The sequence below is a fragment of the Deefgea rivuli DSM 18356 genome (assembly GCF_000620145.1).
GTDB classification, from domain to species: domain Bacteria; phylum Pseudomonadota; class Gammaproteobacteria; order Burkholderiales; family Chitinibacteraceae; genus Deefgea; species Deefgea rivuli.
Window position 1 is genome coordinate 132,906 of record NZ_KK211083.1, and the last position, 13,113, is coordinate 146,018.

Annotated in this window: 15 protein-coding genes and 1 other RNA gene; 11 read left to right on the forward strand and 5 right to left on the reverse strand. The window is 50.0% G+C overall.

Translation table 11 applies throughout. From position 1 onward, the window contains the following. Positions 1-47: 47 nt before the first annotated feature. Positions 48-815 (reverse strand): DUF2189 domain-containing protein, encoded by a 768-nt coding sequence (locus Q320_RS0115540; protein WP_027469756.1) that lies wholly within the window; start codon positions 813-815, stop codon positions 48-50. Between the two features lie 187 nt (positions 816-1,002). Here Q320_RS0115540 and coxB point away from each other — a divergent pair, with 187 nt between their 5' ends. The 6 genes from coxB to Q320_RS21395 all read left to right on the forward strand — a co-directional run bounded on the left by coxB (position 1,003) and on the right by Q320_RS21395 (position 5,593). Beyond that, positions 1,003-2,106, forward strand: a complete 1,104-nt coding sequence (gene coxB / locus Q320_RS0115545; protein ID WP_084282697.1) for a cytochrome c oxidase subunit II — start codon at positions 1,003-1,005, stop codon at positions 2,104-2,106. Positions 2,107-2,115: 9 nt separating this feature from the next. Beyond that, on the forward strand, positions 2,116-3,744 hold the full coding sequence (gene ctaD / locus Q320_RS0115550) for a cytochrome c oxidase subunit I (RefSeq protein ID WP_035854000.1): 1,629 nt from the start codon (positions 2,116-2,118) through the stop codon (positions 3,742-3,744). 152 nt (positions 3,745-3,896) lie between these two features. Continuing rightward, on the forward strand, positions 3,897-4,406 hold the full coding sequence (locus Q320_RS21055) for a cytochrome c oxidase assembly protein (RefSeq protein ID WP_051534817.1): 510 nt from the start codon (positions 3,897-3,899) through the stop codon (positions 4,404-4,406). Next, positions 4,403-4,594, forward strand: coding sequence for a DUF2970 domain-containing protein (locus Q320_RS0115565; protein WP_027469759.1), 192 nt, complete (start codon positions 4,403-4,405; stop codon positions 4,592-4,594). Before Q320_RS21055 ends, Q320_RS0115565 begins: the two co-directional genes overlap by 4 nt. Then, positions 4,591-5,457, forward strand: a complete 867-nt coding sequence (locus tag Q320_RS0115570; protein ID WP_027469760.1) for a cytochrome c oxidase subunit 3 — start codon at positions 4,591-4,593, stop codon at positions 5,455-5,457. The genes Q320_RS0115565 and Q320_RS0115570 overlap by 4 nt, the downstream gene beginning before the upstream one ends. 62 nt (positions 5,458-5,519) lie before the next feature. Continuing rightward, a non-coding RNA gene (locus Q320_RS21395) (sX9 sRNA) lies at positions 5,520-5,593 on the forward strand. 59 nt (positions 5,594-5,652) lie between these two features. Here the strand turns inward: Q320_RS21395 and Q320_RS0115575 are convergent. Continuing rightward, positions 5,653-5,841: a DUF2909 family protein gene (locus Q320_RS0115575; protein ID WP_027469761.1), complete on the reverse strand. Its 189-nt coding sequence runs from the start codon at positions 5,839-5,841 to the stop codon at positions 5,653-5,655. Between Q320_RS0115575 and Q320_RS21060 the strand changes: the two genes are divergently transcribed. The 5 genes from Q320_RS21060 (at position 5,822) to Q320_RS0115600 (ending at position 9,832) form a co-directional block, all read left to right on the forward strand. Continuing rightward, positions 5,822-6,556, forward strand: coding sequence for an SURF1 family protein (locus Q320_RS21060; RefSeq protein ID WP_169734467.1), 735 nt, complete (start codon positions 5,822-5,824; stop codon positions 6,554-6,556). The two genes, Q320_RS0115575 and Q320_RS21060, sit on opposite strands and share 20 nt — an antisense overlap. Further along, positions 6,540-6,992, forward strand: a complete 453-nt coding sequence (locus Q320_RS0115585; protein ID WP_156939089.1) for a hypothetical protein — start codon at positions 6,540-6,542, stop codon at positions 6,990-6,992. Before Q320_RS21060 ends, Q320_RS0115585 begins: the two co-directional genes overlap by 17 nt. A 75-nt stretch (positions 6,993-7,067) precedes the next feature. After that, the gene (locus Q320_RS20215) at positions 7,068-8,084 is read left to right on the forward strand and encodes a COX15/CtaA family protein (protein ID WP_084282701.1); all 1,017 of its coding nucleotides are present in this window, start codon (positions 7,068-7,070) and stop codon (positions 8,082-8,084) included. Next, entirely contained in the window at positions 8,081-8,974 is an 894-nt protein-coding gene (gene cyoE, locus Q320_RS0115595; RefSeq protein WP_027469763.1) for a heme o synthase, read from the forward strand. Before Q320_RS20215 ends, cyoE begins: the two co-directional genes overlap by 4 nt. A 39-nt stretch (positions 8,975-9,013) precedes the next feature. Then, positions 9,014-9,832 (forward strand): dienelactone hydrolase family protein, encoded by an 819-nt coding sequence (locus Q320_RS0115600; protein ID WP_035854003.1) that lies wholly within the window; start codon positions 9,014-9,016, stop codon positions 9,830-9,832. Positions 9,833-9,853: 21 nt separating this feature from the next. Here the strand turns inward: Q320_RS0115600 and paeA are convergent, their stop codons facing one another. The 3 genes from paeA to Q320_RS20220 form a co-directional block, all read right to left on the reverse strand. Then, positions 9,854-11,161: a polyamine export protein PaeA gene (gene paeA, locus Q320_RS0115605; protein ID WP_035854094.1), complete on the reverse strand. Its 1,308-nt coding sequence runs from the start codon at positions 11,159-11,161 to the stop codon at positions 9,854-9,856. A 112-nt stretch (positions 11,162-11,273) separates the two neighbouring features. Next, the gene (locus tag Q320_RS0115610; RefSeq protein WP_027469766.1) at positions 11,274-11,558 is read right to left on the reverse strand and encodes a hypothetical protein; all 285 of its coding nucleotides are present in this window, start codon (positions 11,556-11,558) and stop codon (positions 11,274-11,276) included. Between the two features lie 167 nt (positions 11,559-11,725). Continuing rightward, positions 11,726-13,069, reverse strand: coding sequence for an esterase-like activity of phytase family protein (locus Q320_RS20220; protein WP_051534819.1), 1,344 nt, complete (start codon positions 13,067-13,069; stop codon positions 11,726-11,728). Positions 13,070-13,113 lie beyond the last annotated feature (44 nt).

Below are 13,113 nucleotides of genomic sequence, written 5' to 3' on the forward strand. Positions count from 1 at the left end.
ACGCTCAGTATTTATGACTTACGTCAAGATGCAGAGCTACGGTTTTTTCACTCAATCAGTTCCTTGTAAGCATACCAAGTTGCATGACCAAGCAGCGGGAAAATGACAATTAAGCCAATTAAGTAGCTGGCAAAACCAATTGCGGTCAGTCCCACTAAAATCGCTGCCCACACGGCCATTGCTGGGATATTTTCGGTGACTGCGCGCAAACTCGTCATCATCGCGGTGACGCTGTCGATTTCTCGATCAGCCAATAATGGAATGGACACGGCGGTTAGCGCAAAAACTAAGCAGGCCAAAACAAAGCCTGCTGCTGCCCAGATTAATGTAAATGGCAGCATTTCGCCAAGCAGTGTGCCGATAATTGAGCTTGAGCCGATTGGCTGACCAGAGAACATTAGCGCAAATAAAATCGCAGATGCACGCTCCCAAGCAATTGCAATCATGGCCAAGATAACCCCTAAAAAGGCCAATTGACCGCCGTTTTTATACAGGTCATGAAGTGATTGTGAAAATGAAGTTTCACGCCCTTCATCTCGCTCGCTAGTGAGTTCATAAATCCCAGCAGCACCTAGCGGAGCCATCAATAAAAAACCAGTGATCGCGGTGGTTAAAAGATGAGCATTGTTACCTGAAAGTAGCAGTAGCATTGCTCCTATAAACGCAATCAATAAGCCATACATTAGGCTGGGTAATGGGTGTTTGATCATATCGGCATAGCCCATTTTGAGCCACATTAAGGGGCGATCGGCGGTGATTTTCCGTGTCACTGGTAGTGTGAAATGCTGATCGAGTTCGTTTAAGTGTAAGTCCATGATGAGCCCTCCCAAAGGCTGCACGCACTGCGTGCGATTTATTTTTGATAGCTGGACTTGGTCTGAATTTCTATATTTTCAGATAAGCGGCCATTGCTGCGGTGCAGCAACTTGCCAATTAATTCAATGACTTGCGTGTTGGGAAAACTCGGCTACTGTGAAAGCACAAGTCAGCTGGGGGATTTGAATGCGCTGGAGTCGATTGGGAGTAGGGGCTGTACTTGCGGCACAAGAGGCTTGGGCCGGGGCTATTTGGACTTTTCAGCCGCCAGTAACGGGGATCGCGCGGCAAATTGAATCACTACACACTTGGTTAATGCTGGTTATTTTTGTGGTTTTTTTCTTAGTGTTTGGCTTTATGTTTTATGCCATTTTGCGCCATAGAAAATCGCTAGGGCATGAAGCCAAACCTTTTCATGAAAATACATGGGTTGAAATCCTGTGGACCTTGATCCCCGCCATTATTTTACTCGGCATGGCGTGGCCTGCCGCCAGCGTGATACTGGCGCAAAAAAACACCCGCGACGCCGATTTCACCATTAAAGCCACCGGATTTCAGTGGTTTTGGTCGTATGACTATCTAGATCATGGTTTTGGTTTCAAAAGCAAACTTGCTACGCCACGCGAGCAGATTGAGAATTTTAGAGGGACTGCTGAAGAGAAAAATAGGCATTACTTGCTGGAAGTGGATGCGCCGCTGGTGGTTCCCGTTGGCAAGAAAATTCGCATTCTAACGACGAGTAATGACGTTATTCATAGCTGGGGAATTCCTGCGTTTGGCGTTAAACAAGACGCGATTCCTGGTTTTATTCGAGACACTTGGTTTAAAGCTGAAAAAATCGGTACTTACCGTGGCCAGTGCGTTGAATTATGCGGCAAAGATCATGCTTTTATGCCGATTGTGGTCAATGTGGTTTCTCAAGCCGATTTTGCCAAATGGACCGCACAGCAGCAGGCGCTCGCTAAGGCCGCCAAAGATGATCCCAATAAAGTCTGGTCGCGTGATGAGCTGATTGTGCGCGGCAAGCAAGTTTACGAGGCCAATTGTGCGGCGTGCCATAAATCGAATGGCGTGGGCGGCGGAGCGTATCCCGCGATTGCGGGCTCTAAAATTGCCACAGGCGCTAAAGCTGCTCATATCGAACTGGTGTTGGTGGGCAAAAATGCCATGCCAAGTTGGGTGGCATTGTCAGACGTGGAGTTGGCGGCTGTGCTGACCTATCAGCGAACCAGCTGGGGCAATCAGGCCGATATCGTGATGCCAGCAGAAATTCGTGCGGCGAGAAAATAAGGACGGATGATGAGCTCAGAGACTTTGCAGCATTCCGATCACGAACCGCATGCCGAAGCCCATCATGGCGGATGGCGGCGCTGGCTGTATGCAACCAATCATAAAGACATTGGCACACTGTATTTGTGGTTTGCTTTTACGATGTTTATTACCGGTGGCGTGATGGCGCTGGGAATTCGTGCTGAGCTATTCCAGCCTGGATTACAGTTTTGGCAGCCCGAGTTTTTCAATCAGCTCACCACGTTGCACGGCATCATTATGGTGTTCGGCGCGATTATGCCTGCGTTTACTGGGTTGGCTAATTGGATGTTGCCGCTGATGATCGGTGCGCCGGATATGGCATTTGCGCGAATGAATAACTGGAGTTTTTGGTTGCTGCCGCCGGCTGCCGCGCTACTCATTATTTCATTATTTGTACCGGGCGGCGCGGCGGCGGGCGGCTGGACTTTGTATCCACCGCTGTCGATTCAAAGCGGCATGGGTATGGATTTGGCGATCTTTAGCATTCATTTGCTGGGATTGTCGTCGATTATGGGCTCAATTAACATCATCACGACGGTGCTCAATATGCGTGCGCCGGGGATGACTTTGCTGAAAATGCCATTGTTCGCGTGGACTTCGCTGGTCACGGCGTATTTGCTGATTGCCGTTGCGCCGGTATTGGCCGGCGCGGTGACGATGCTGCTGACGGATCGGCATTTTGATACGCATTTCTTTAAAGCCGCTGGTGGCGGCGATCCGGTTTTATTTCAACATATTTTCTGGTTTTTCGGTCACCCCGAAGTCTACATTATGGCCTTGCCTGCGTTTGGGATTGTCAGCCAAATCATCCCAGTATTCTCTCGTAAGCCGCTGTTTGGCTACGTTTCAATGGTATACGCCACCTGCTCGATTGCGATTCTGTCGTTTATGGTGTGGGGGCATCATATGTTCGCCGTGGGGATGCCAGCGACGGCGCAGCTATTTTTTATGTTTTTGACGATGCTGATTGCCGTGCCAACCGGTGTGAAAGTGTTTAACTGGATTGCAACGATGTGGCAGGGCAGTTTGACGTTTGAAACGCCGATGCTGTTTGCGATTGGTTTTGTGTGTCTGTTTACCGTTGGAGGCTTCTCGGGGCTGATTTTATCGATTGCGCCTGTCGATACACAAATGCATGACACTTATTATGTGGTGGCGCATTTTCACTATGTATTGGTCGCTGGCGCTCTATTTAGCTTGTTTGCAGCCGTATACTACTGGCTGCCAAAATGGACCGGCTATATGTATCACGAAGGTCGCGGCCAGTTTCATTTCTGGTGGTCAATGATTTGGTTCAACGTCACTTTTTTCCCAATGCATTTCTTAGGTCTGGCCGGCATGCCGCGCCGGATTCCCGATTATGCACTGCAATTCACCGATTTTAATGCTATCGCCAGCGTGGGCGCGTTCTGTTTTGGGATCGGGCAAATCTTCTTTCTATTCAATGTAATTCATACCATTCGGGGCGGCGTCGGCCCCGCACCGGCCTCGCCATGGGAAGGCGGCAATACTTTGGAGTGGGAGGTGGCCTCGCCAGCGCCGCATCATACTTGGGAAACGCCGCCTGATTTAGCAACAGTTCAGCGCGGATTGCGTTCGCAAGCAGTGGAGCATTAAGCATGAGTAGCAATCAAAAAACCGCATTAAAACTGGTTTTACTGGCCGCTGTATTTTTTGCGCTGGTGATTGTTAGGCAGATTATTTTGAATGGGTAATTGGCTCTATTCGTTAAAAATAGTTGCCTAGCTGAATATACCTTTAGAGAACACATGACTAATTTGGCGCTACGTAATCAGAAATTGGCGATTAGATTGGCGGTCATTGCGCTGCTGATGTTTGGTTTTGGCTATGCTTTATCGCCGATGTATGGGGCTTTTTGTAAGGCATTAGGCATTGATCAAGCGCAGGCGTCGATTACGCAATCGGGCGCGGCATTGCGGCTGGAGTTTGATACCAATGTCGCCAGTGGTGTACCGGCGACGATTCAGGCTTTAGATGCTGTGCAAATGGCAAAAGCCGGTGGTGTGGTGAAGGCGCGATTTTTGCTGGTGAATACGTCGGATCAGCCACTTAAATTACGCGCGATTCCTAGCTTTGCGCCTGTTCGTGCAGCAGGGTTGCTGCAAAAACTGGAATGCTTTTGTTTTGATGAATTAGTTTTACAAGCCAATGAGCGGCGGGAAGTCACTGTGGTGTTGCTGGTGGCTGATCAGCTTCCTGCCGAAATGGGCGCAGCGACTTTGTCGTATAGCTTGCAAGCGGTCGAGGGCACGTCATGAGTTCGCCTTTGGCTGCAATCAAAGCCGTTTTGGCTGGATTTTTTGGCGTACAAAGCCGTCGCAATGCAGAGAAAACACCGATTAAACCGATTTATTTTATCGTTGCTGGTGTGATGTGTGCGGTTATTTTGGCCTTGTTAATCATGAGTTTGGCGCAGTATCTCGTGGCGCACGGAGGTGGGCAATGAATGTAGAGAATGGCGTTCACGATGCACATTATTATGTGCCAGCCCCATCGCGCTGGCCAGTGGTGGGGGCAATCGCTTTATTTTTTCTTGGATTGGGCGCTGCATTTAGTATTAATCAGATGAGCATCGGTAATTGGAGCTTGTTGTTCGGTTTTGCGATTTTGTTGTGGATGCTGTTTGGCTGGTTTGGCGATGTGATTCGTGAATCTGAAAGCGGCAGTTATGGTCAGCAAGTCGATTATTCATTTCGTTGGGGAATGAGCTGGTTTATTTTTTCTGAGATTATGTTTTTTGCCGCATTTTTTGGTGCTTTATTTTATACGCGGCTAATTTCAGTGCCTGAGCTGGGCTTTTTTAGCGATACGCAAAGTTTGCTCTGGCCGCAATTTCATTCTGATTGGCCGCTAGCGACTGGCCCGAAAACGTCAAGCTATCAAACGATGGCGGCAATGGGGCTGCCTGCGATTAATACGGCGATTTTACTGACGTCGGGAGCGACCTTAACATGGGCGCATTGGGCGCTCATAAATGAAAAACGTGGGCAATTGAGCGCAGGCCTTGGCATTACGGTGCTGTTGGGAACGCTGTTTTTAAGTCTGCAAATGTATGAATACCATCATGCATGGAGCGAGCTGCACCTGACTTTGTCATCAGGCGCGTATGGCGCGACGTTTTATCTGCTGACGGGTTTTCATGGAATGCACGTGTTAGTCGGCACGCTGATTCTGGCTGTGATGTGGTTCCGCGTGCAAAAAGGGCATTTCACACCGCAGCATCATTTTGGTTTTGAAGCCGCGGCGTGGTATTGGCACTTTGTGGATGTGGTGTGGTTGCTGCTGTTTATTTTAGTGTATTGGCTGTAAGAGCATGTTTTAAAAGTGCTGCGCATCCCGTGATAACGAGTCGGGCGGTACTCGGAATCCTCATGTACAAGGCGTACATTCCGGTTCCTGCGCTCCGGCCTCGTCGTTCTGACGGGCGCTCGCTACTTTTAAAGCATGCTCTAAGAATCAAAAGTTAATAAACCGTAATTACGCTTAAAGCAAGATATTCACCGCTCAGGCATTTGGTCGAATCCAGCCCATAAAGCCAGCTAGTATAAGAAATAGAAACAGCGCGATGGATAATCCTACGCGCCAAGTTAATGCTAGTAACAGGCCATGCGAAGCACCGCGGATCAGCCGAGTTAAGGCTTGTCCCATCAGCAAGATGATGGCAAGGAGCACAATGATGACGACGATTTTCATATCTAACCCTCCAGCTCATCAGACTAGGCCAAGTCGCCAGATTTTGCGCAAGCGTCAATACGCGGCTTTATTTTTCTTGGCGGCTTTGGTGGCGCTCACTGCGGTGCTTGGTGTTTGGCAATTGTGGCGTGCGCAGCAAAAACAGACCTTGCTCAGTGAAGTTGCCGCGCAGCAAGCCTTGCCAGAATTACGCTGGTCGCAAGGTATTCCGCCGCCTTGGCGCTTATTACAGCTCGAAGGTCAATGGCTTCCTCAGGCCGAAATCATGCTTGATCAGCGCGTATTGGATGGCAAAGTGGGTTATCACTTGATTACGCCGTTTCAGCTTAAAGACGGCCGCATTGTGATGGTGAACCGTGGCTGGTGGTCGCCTAGTGAACGTTTAACGCCGCCACCCGCTGTCGGCACGCCACGGATTGTGGCTCAGCCTTGGCCACGTTATATCGAATTGGGAGATACACCGATTCAAGGGCGAGTGTTCCAGAATCTAGATTTAGGCCGCTTTGCCGCGTGGGCGCATTTAGCGGTGCCGACTGTCTACGGCATTGCCAGAGACGCGCCGCTGGGTGTACGGCCGTTGAAAATGGATCAACCTTTTGTTGTCGAGCGCCATTTGGCGTATGCGCTAAGCTGGTGGTTGATGAGCGCGTTTGGCGTGTTTTTGTGGTTGCGTTTTTATCGTGCGACAAAGGCGGGGTATGCTACTAAAGACTAAATCTAGATTGATCTTGCTGGCAATACTTGGCTTATGTATTGCGCCTATCGTGTTAGCGCAATGGCTATGGAGCAATGGGCAGGTACAAGGAGGGCAGAGCTATGGGCAGTTGCTGGCGCAGCCTGCACTCAGCCGCGATGCACAATGGCGTTTGGTCGCGCACGATCCAGCGGGCTGCACGGCGAGCTTGCACAGTTTGGCGCAAAGCGCGCAGCAGTTGCAAATCGCACAAGGCAAAGAGCGTGAGCGTATTCGCAGCGTCGCCGCCTGCGACAGCACCTTGCCGCAGCAATTCTCAGTGGGGCTGTATTTAATTGATCCGCATGGCAATGCGGTTATTTTTTATCCGCCAGAGCAATTAGCGCAAGTCCTTGGGCGGCAAAAAGTGATCCGTGAGATCGGCAAAATTCTGAAAAATAACCGTGGTTTAGGCTAGTTGATTCCTGCTAATTCTTAGGCAGGAAATCCGCTGCATCGTTTTTGAAACCTAATTTGAATGCACGGTGATTAAATGCAAATTAAATGGCTGTTTGCAGTGGTGATTGCTTGGACTTTTGGTCTTTTGATGCTCGGCGCGTATGTGCGTTTATCCGATGCAGGCTTGGGTTGTCCGGATTGGCCAGGATGCTACGGACAGCTGACAGCGCCGGATGAAGCGCATGAAATCCATCAAGCGCAGCAGCAATTTGGTGGCGAAATTGTCCCGCATAAAGGCTGGAAAGAAATGATTCATCGCTATGCGGCGGGTATCTTGGGTGTGCTGGTGCTGGCGCTCACTGTTGTTTTGTGGCGGCAGCGGCAACGTTTGGGCTTAGCGCCGTGGCTAATTGTTTTGCCATTGGTGGTGGTTGTGTTTCAAGCCCTACTGGGAATGTGGACGGTGACCTTGAAGCTGATGCCTGGCGTGGTGACGGCGCATTTGATTGGTGGGATGACTTTGCTGGCGCTTTTGATTGCGCTGGCAGCGCGCTACTTGGGACGCCCAATATCTGTGTTAGCCAATTTACGGCCTTGGTTTTTTGTTGCTTTATTGGCGGTCATAGTACAAATCATCATCGGCGGTTGGGTTTCGACCAATTACGCGGGTTTAGCGTGCAATGATTTTCCGCTTTGCCAAGGCCAAATCACCGCTCCGCAAGGTTTGCTGGCCGCGCTACGACCCGATAGAGAACTTGGCCGTGATGTGGCAGGTGAACTGCTAACTATTGAGCATTTGGCGGCGATCCATTGGCTGCACCGCGTCGGCGCTATGCTGGTGCTGGCCTTGGTCGGCGTTCTAATTTATCGCTTGCGTAATGTGCAACCTCGCTTGGCTTGGGCATTAGCTGGCGCATTATTGCTGCAAGTGAGCTTAGGGATTGCGAATGTGTTGGCCTCATTGCCGCTGTCTTTGGCGGTGGCGCATAACGGCGGTGCGGCACTGCTGCTGGGCATCCTTATTTATGGGCTTACGTTGACACCGCGTAGCGCACGCTCTAATCAATCAGCACCTCATTTTCAGCCTGAAATCGCTAGGAGCACACCATGAGTAGTTTTGCGCTGATTGCATCCAATTGCGGTGCTGATTTATATCGGCTAGGCAAGCCGCGCGTTGTCGCTTTGATTGTGTTTTGCGCCTTAATCGGCATGCTGCTGGCCGTACCCGATGTGGCACGCTGGCAAGTGATGATCGCAGCGAGTTTGGGAATTGGTTTGGTGGCGAGCGGCGCGGCGGCGGCCAATTGCGTGTTTGAGCGTAAGCGCGATGCTTTGATGGTGAGAACGCACCTACGCCCTTTGCCGCAAGGAACGATTTCATGGCAACTGGCTGCGGCGTACTCGATATTTTGTACGGTAGTCGGTCTGCTGATTTTGGCGGCATTCGTCAATACACTGACTATGTATCTAACGCTAGCCACTTTCCTTGCTTATTCTGTGGTCTATACCCAGTGGTTAAAGCCAAGAACGCCGCAGAATATTGTGATTGGTGGCGCGGCAGGTGCAATGCCACCGGTGCTGGGCTGGGCGGCGATGACGAACACGGTACCACCTGAAGCCGCTGTATTGTTTTTGATTATTTACGCGTGGACGCCGCCGCACTTTTGGGCGCTAGCGCTGTATCGGCTGGACGATTATCGCCGCGCGGGTTTGCCGATGTTGCCTGTGACGCATGGCGCGCCGTTTACGCGTTTGGCGATTTGGCTGTACTCATGGATTTTAGCGGCGACGACGCTGCTGCCGCTGGCTTTGGGATTTTCATCGTGGCTGTATTTATGTGCCGTGTTGGTGCTTAATTTCGGCTTTTTACGCCGAGCTTGGCAGTTGTATCGAAGCCCGAGTGATGCATTGGCTAAAGCTTTGTTTCGTTATTCGATTAGTTATCTCTCATGGCTGTTTGCTGCTTTGCTGGTCGATCATTATGTGCAAATATTGCGATAGTCCATCATTGATCTTTATGAACCTTTGGGAAAATTTCGGATGAAAATTGATTCGCGGCGTTCATTTTTGCAAGCCAGTGTTTTAACGGGCTTTGCCTTAGCAGTGCAGCCTGTTGCGGCTTCAACGATGCAAACTGACAGTGCCGGTTTGACGACGGGTTGGGTTCAAATTGGCGATTTGCCCGCTTTTCGCGCTCAACCTGAAAATGCGACAAGCGCATTGCCGACGGTGATTGTGATTCAAGAAATCTTTGGTGTGCATGAGCATATTCAAGATTTATGCCGTCGCTTGGCGAAGTTGGGATTTTTGGCGATTGCGCCTGAGTTTTATTTCCGCCAAGGTGATCCTCGGCAATTTGCCGATGTGAGTACGCTAATTAAAGAAATCGTCAGTCAAGTTCCTGATGCGCAAGTTTTGCGTGATTTGGATGCGACTGTCGCTTGGGCTGCGCAGAACGGTGGCGATCCGGCGCGTTTGGCGGTGACTGGATTTTGCTGGGGTGGGCGCATTACGTGGTTATATGCAGCGCACAATCCAAAAGTGAAAGCCAGTGCTGCGTGGTATGGCCGTGTGGTTGGCGCTAAAAGTGCGATGAACCCACAGCAGCCAATTGATATTGCGAAGCAATTAAAATCGCCTGTATTGGGTATTTTTGGTGGCCAGGACCAAGGTATTAGCCTTGAGTCCGTTGAGCAGATGCGCGAAGCCCTAAAGCGCCAACAGCAGCCGTTTCAGCTGGTGATTTATGATGAAGCGGGGCATGGCTTTAATGCCGACTACCGTCCTAGCTTTCATGCCGCCGCGGCAGAGGATGGTTGGCAAACGATGTTGGCGTGGTTTAAGCGCTTTGGCGTGTAGAGAAAAAACCACTGCGCGGCATTAAGCCGCGTCGTGGTTTTCTTGCGCTAAGCGCGTCACTAGCAGTTGGTCGATTTTGTAATGGTCAATATCGACCACTTCAAATTTAAACCCGGCATGAATCACGCAGTCGGTGCGTTTCGGGACTTTGCGTAGCACATACATCATAAATCCGGCGATGGTTTCGTACTGGTCATCATCGGGGAATTCATCGATTTGCAGTACACGCTCCAAATCGCCAATCGCGGTAATTCCATCAACTAGCCAAGAATTAGCATCGCGCTGCACGATTTGCTCTTCATCCGGCGCGATATATTGGTCACCCATCAGCATACCGGTGATGTCATTCATTGTGATCAGGCCAACGACCAGCGCGTATTCATTAATAATCAGCGCAAAATCTTCGCGCGCTGCTTTGAAATGCGCCATGATTTCGGCCAAGGTCAGCGATTCGGGCAAGATCAGCGCATTGCGCAGCAGGCCATCGCCACGTAAAGAAATACTCTCGCCGCGCAGCACATTACTCAAAATATCTTGCGAATCGACATAGCCAATGACTTGGTCGATATTCCCCATGCAAACCGGAAATTTGGCGTGCGGATGGGCGAGAATTTTGTTTTTAATCAGCTCATCGCTTTCAAGTCTATCAATCCAAACGATATTTTCGCGCGCGGTCATGCTCGACGGCGCGGTGCGCTCTTCCAGCTCAAATACATTTTCAATCAGTTGATGCTCTTGCTTGGCGACGACACCCGCTAAAGCGCCAGCATTGGCGAGCGCTAAAATATCATCGGTGGTGATGTCGTTTAGACGCGCGGCAGGCAGGCCAAGGCGGTCGATGACTAAATTGGCTAATCCATTAAAGAACCAAACCAAAGGACGCAGGCAAGTGACGCAAATGAGGATGGGTTTCACAATCCGTACCGCAACCGCTTCTGAGGCCGCCATACCGATGCGTTTTGGAATTAAGTCGGCGACCAAAATAAACATCGCAGTGACAAAAATAAATGAAGCCACTGAGCCTAGATTTTGCGCTGTTTCGGCTTCGACATACTGGCGGGAAAACGTTGTAAAAGTACGTGAATACACGCTTTCGCCGAGTACCCCTGCCAGAATCGCCACGGCGTTGATGCCGATTTGTACCGCAGTAAAAAAATGCCCAGGCTGTGCTTGCAGCCCCAAAACCAAGCCTGCGCGCGCATCGCCTTCATCGCGCATTTGCTCTAATTTGAGCTTGCGGCTCGCAGCGAGGGAAATTTCTGAAATTGATAAAAAGGCACTGATCGCAATCAGTAAGGCAATCAGCAGCGTGCTACTGAGTAAATTCATCTGATTCATCCGCGTTTGCTAACGTTATCAGCATAACGATTTCTAGCTTAAATCGACAGTAAAAAATCAGTTTTATCCACTAGGGATAGGCTGTAGAGACTTGATTTGACAATTAAAGCGCAGCAGCCTGTGTCAAGATCTGCGCCTGCGCCGAGGGTTGCTTTGAATGACGCGTGATTTGATTGAGCTGATCTTCGTAGCTTTTACGCAGCACGGGATTCTGGCCGCTTCGCGCAATCAAATGGCATAACTCTCTGATATAGCTTTCAGTATCGAGTTCCAGCACTTCAATCGCATGATCGTCGCCATCAGGGCTGGCTGGAAACGTCACCGTAACAGGGCCTTCCAGTTCCTTTTTCTTATCCCAATGCACTAACTTATCGAATAAATCTCGCATGCATATTTCCTTTTAAGATCAACAGTGAATACATTGATCTTATCGGGATGGGCGATTTGATTCTGCGAAAAATACCCAATTTGCATGGGTATTTTTACGAGAACTTTATTCGATAGTGCCGGAACTAAGCGGAAATTGCCCTTAAATTAGCGCGATTTCAGCGTAGTTTATTTTGGAAAATACGCTTTAAGTGGCTGTTTCAAATTCAGCAACCATAAATCACTACTTTCACCGCTGGCGCTGACGACAATCCGATCGCCATCAGGTAATTGGCCGTCTTTAATTAAGTGGTCATCAATGTCTTTGCCGCTGGCCAAATCGGTTTTAAGGCCAAAATCGTTATCATTGATGACGGCAATGCCATTCTCAAACAAGGCCAGACCTTCGGCTTTTTCAGCTTTCCAGCCCAAATCTCGTAAATCAACGACGCGCTGTTTGCGTATCATTTTGATATTCGCTTGCGCATCTTTGCTGGCGAACTCAGGCTCTTTGCCATCGATTTGGTTTAGATTATCCGCGCCGCTAATGTCGATGACATACAGCACATTGCGCAGTTTTTTATCCTTGCCTTTGCCTTGCTCAATGAGCGCAAAATGCGTGTCGTCAATCGCCACTAGATCCCCGATTTTGGCATCCCCGGCTTTTTTATACACGTCCACATCCAGCGGATACGCCAATGTACGTGTTGCGCCAGTCGCCGGATCTAGTTCAACTAAGCGGATAAATTGCGCGTTCGATTTGGTTTCGCCATCGATATTGAGCGTCGATTGCAGCATTGCATACACTTTGCCATTCGGCGCAACGGCAACCGCTTCAAAGCCACGATTGGGTTGGCGGTGCTTGAGTACCTCTGGTAAGCCTTTGCCTGGAGCGAGTTGCTTGAGCACTTTTCCGCTGGCGGCATCCACTTGCATTAAGAATGGGCCGTATTCATCAACGACCCACAATTTGCCATTTTTATCGCTGACAATGCCTTCCGGATCAATACCACGTGGGCTAAATGCCAGTGTTTTCAGCGCATCGCTTAGCGGTGTTTCACCCGTCGCGCCGACGCTGCCTTTGGGTAGTGGCAAGCCACTGGCGGCTTGGCCGTCGATGAGGAAGGGCTTGCTTGAAATCACATCGGCAGATTGTTGGCGGCTGACTTTGATTTCGGCAAAGCGCGGTGCGAAATCGGGCGTCAGGAAGATTTTTGCTTCGCGCTTTTTATCACCATCTTGCACTTTAGGCGCGTCGCCATTGGGGCCACGATCACTCGTTGCCCAGAAATACAGATTGCCAGCGGAATCCATTTTTTTGAACGCCAAACCTGAACCCGGCGCAAACGGCAAACCTTGCGGGAAGGCCGCTGCAAACTCGCCACGATATGGAATATTTTCTTTGGCAGGGCTTTGCAAGGTATAACGTTCAATCGATTTAATCGCCGCATGATCGACCGATTGCATCTCAAAGCGCGGCGTCGCGTTGGCAAAGCCAGCGAGCAGTAAAATCATCGGTAGTAACTTCAGCATGCGAGAATTCCTGTCAAGAAAGTATCAATGTGGGAGCGGCTGAT

What these genes read in the sequence shown, in the direction of transcription:
- Q320_RS0115610 (WP_027469766.1), bottom strand. Translation starts at nt 11,558, where the DNA reads ATGCGAGATTTATTCGATAAGTTAGTGCATTGGGATAAGAAAAAGGAA.
- Q320_RS21055 (WP_051534817.1), top strand. Translation starts at nt 3,897, where the DNA reads ATGACTAATTTGGCGCTACGTAATCAGAAATTGGCGATTAGATTGGCG.
- Q320_RS0115575 (WP_027469761.1), bottom strand. Translation starts at nt 5,841, where the DNA reads ATGAAAATCGTCGTCATCATTGTGCTCCTTGCCATCATCTTGCTGATG.
- cyoE (WP_027469763.1), top strand. Translation starts at nt 8,081, where the DNA reads ATGAGTAGTTTTGCGCTGATTGCATCCAATTGCGGTGCTGATTTATAT.
- Q320_RS20220 (WP_051534819.1), bottom strand. Translation starts at nt 13,069, where the DNA reads ATGCTGAAGTTACTACCGATGATTTTACTGCTCGCTGGCTTTGCCAAC.
- Q320_RS0115570 (WP_027469760.1), top strand. Translation starts at nt 4,591, where the DNA reads ATGAATGTAGAGAATGGCGTTCACGATGCACATTATTATGTGCCAGCC.
- Q320_RS0115540 (WP_027469756.1), bottom strand. Translation starts at nt 815, where the DNA reads ATGGACTTACACTTAAACGAACTCGATCAGCATTTCACACTACCAGTG.
- Q320_RS20215 (WP_084282701.1), top strand. Translation starts at nt 7,068, where the DNA reads ATGCAAATTAAATGGCTGTTTGCAGTGGTGATTGCTTGGACTTTTGGT.
- Q320_RS21060 (WP_169734467.1), top strand. Translation starts at nt 5,822, where the DNA reads ATGATGACGACGATTTTCATATCTAACCCTCCAGCTCATCAGACTAGG.
- coxB (WP_084282697.1), top strand. Translation starts at nt 1,003, where the DNA reads ATGCGCTGGAGTCGATTGGGAGTAGGGGCTGTACTTGCGGCACAAGAG.
- Q320_RS0115600 (WP_035854003.1), top strand. Translation starts at nt 9,014, where the DNA reads ATGAAAATTGATTCGCGGCGTTCATTTTTGCAAGCCAGTGTTTTAACG.
- Q320_RS0115585 (WP_156939089.1), top strand. Translation starts at nt 6,540, where the DNA reads ATGCTACTAAAGACTAAATCTAGATTGATCTTGCTGGCAATACTTGGC.
- paeA (WP_035854094.1), bottom strand. Translation starts at nt 11,161, where the DNA reads ATGAATTTACTCAGTAGCACGCTGCTGATTGCCTTACTGATTGCGATC.
- ctaD (WP_035854000.1), top strand. Translation starts at nt 2,116, where the DNA reads ATGAGCTCAGAGACTTTGCAGCATTCCGATCACGAACCGCATGCCGAA.
- Q320_RS0115565 (WP_027469759.1), top strand. Translation starts at nt 4,403, where the DNA reads ATGAGTTCGCCTTTGGCTGCAATCAAAGCCGTTTTGGCTGGATTTTTT.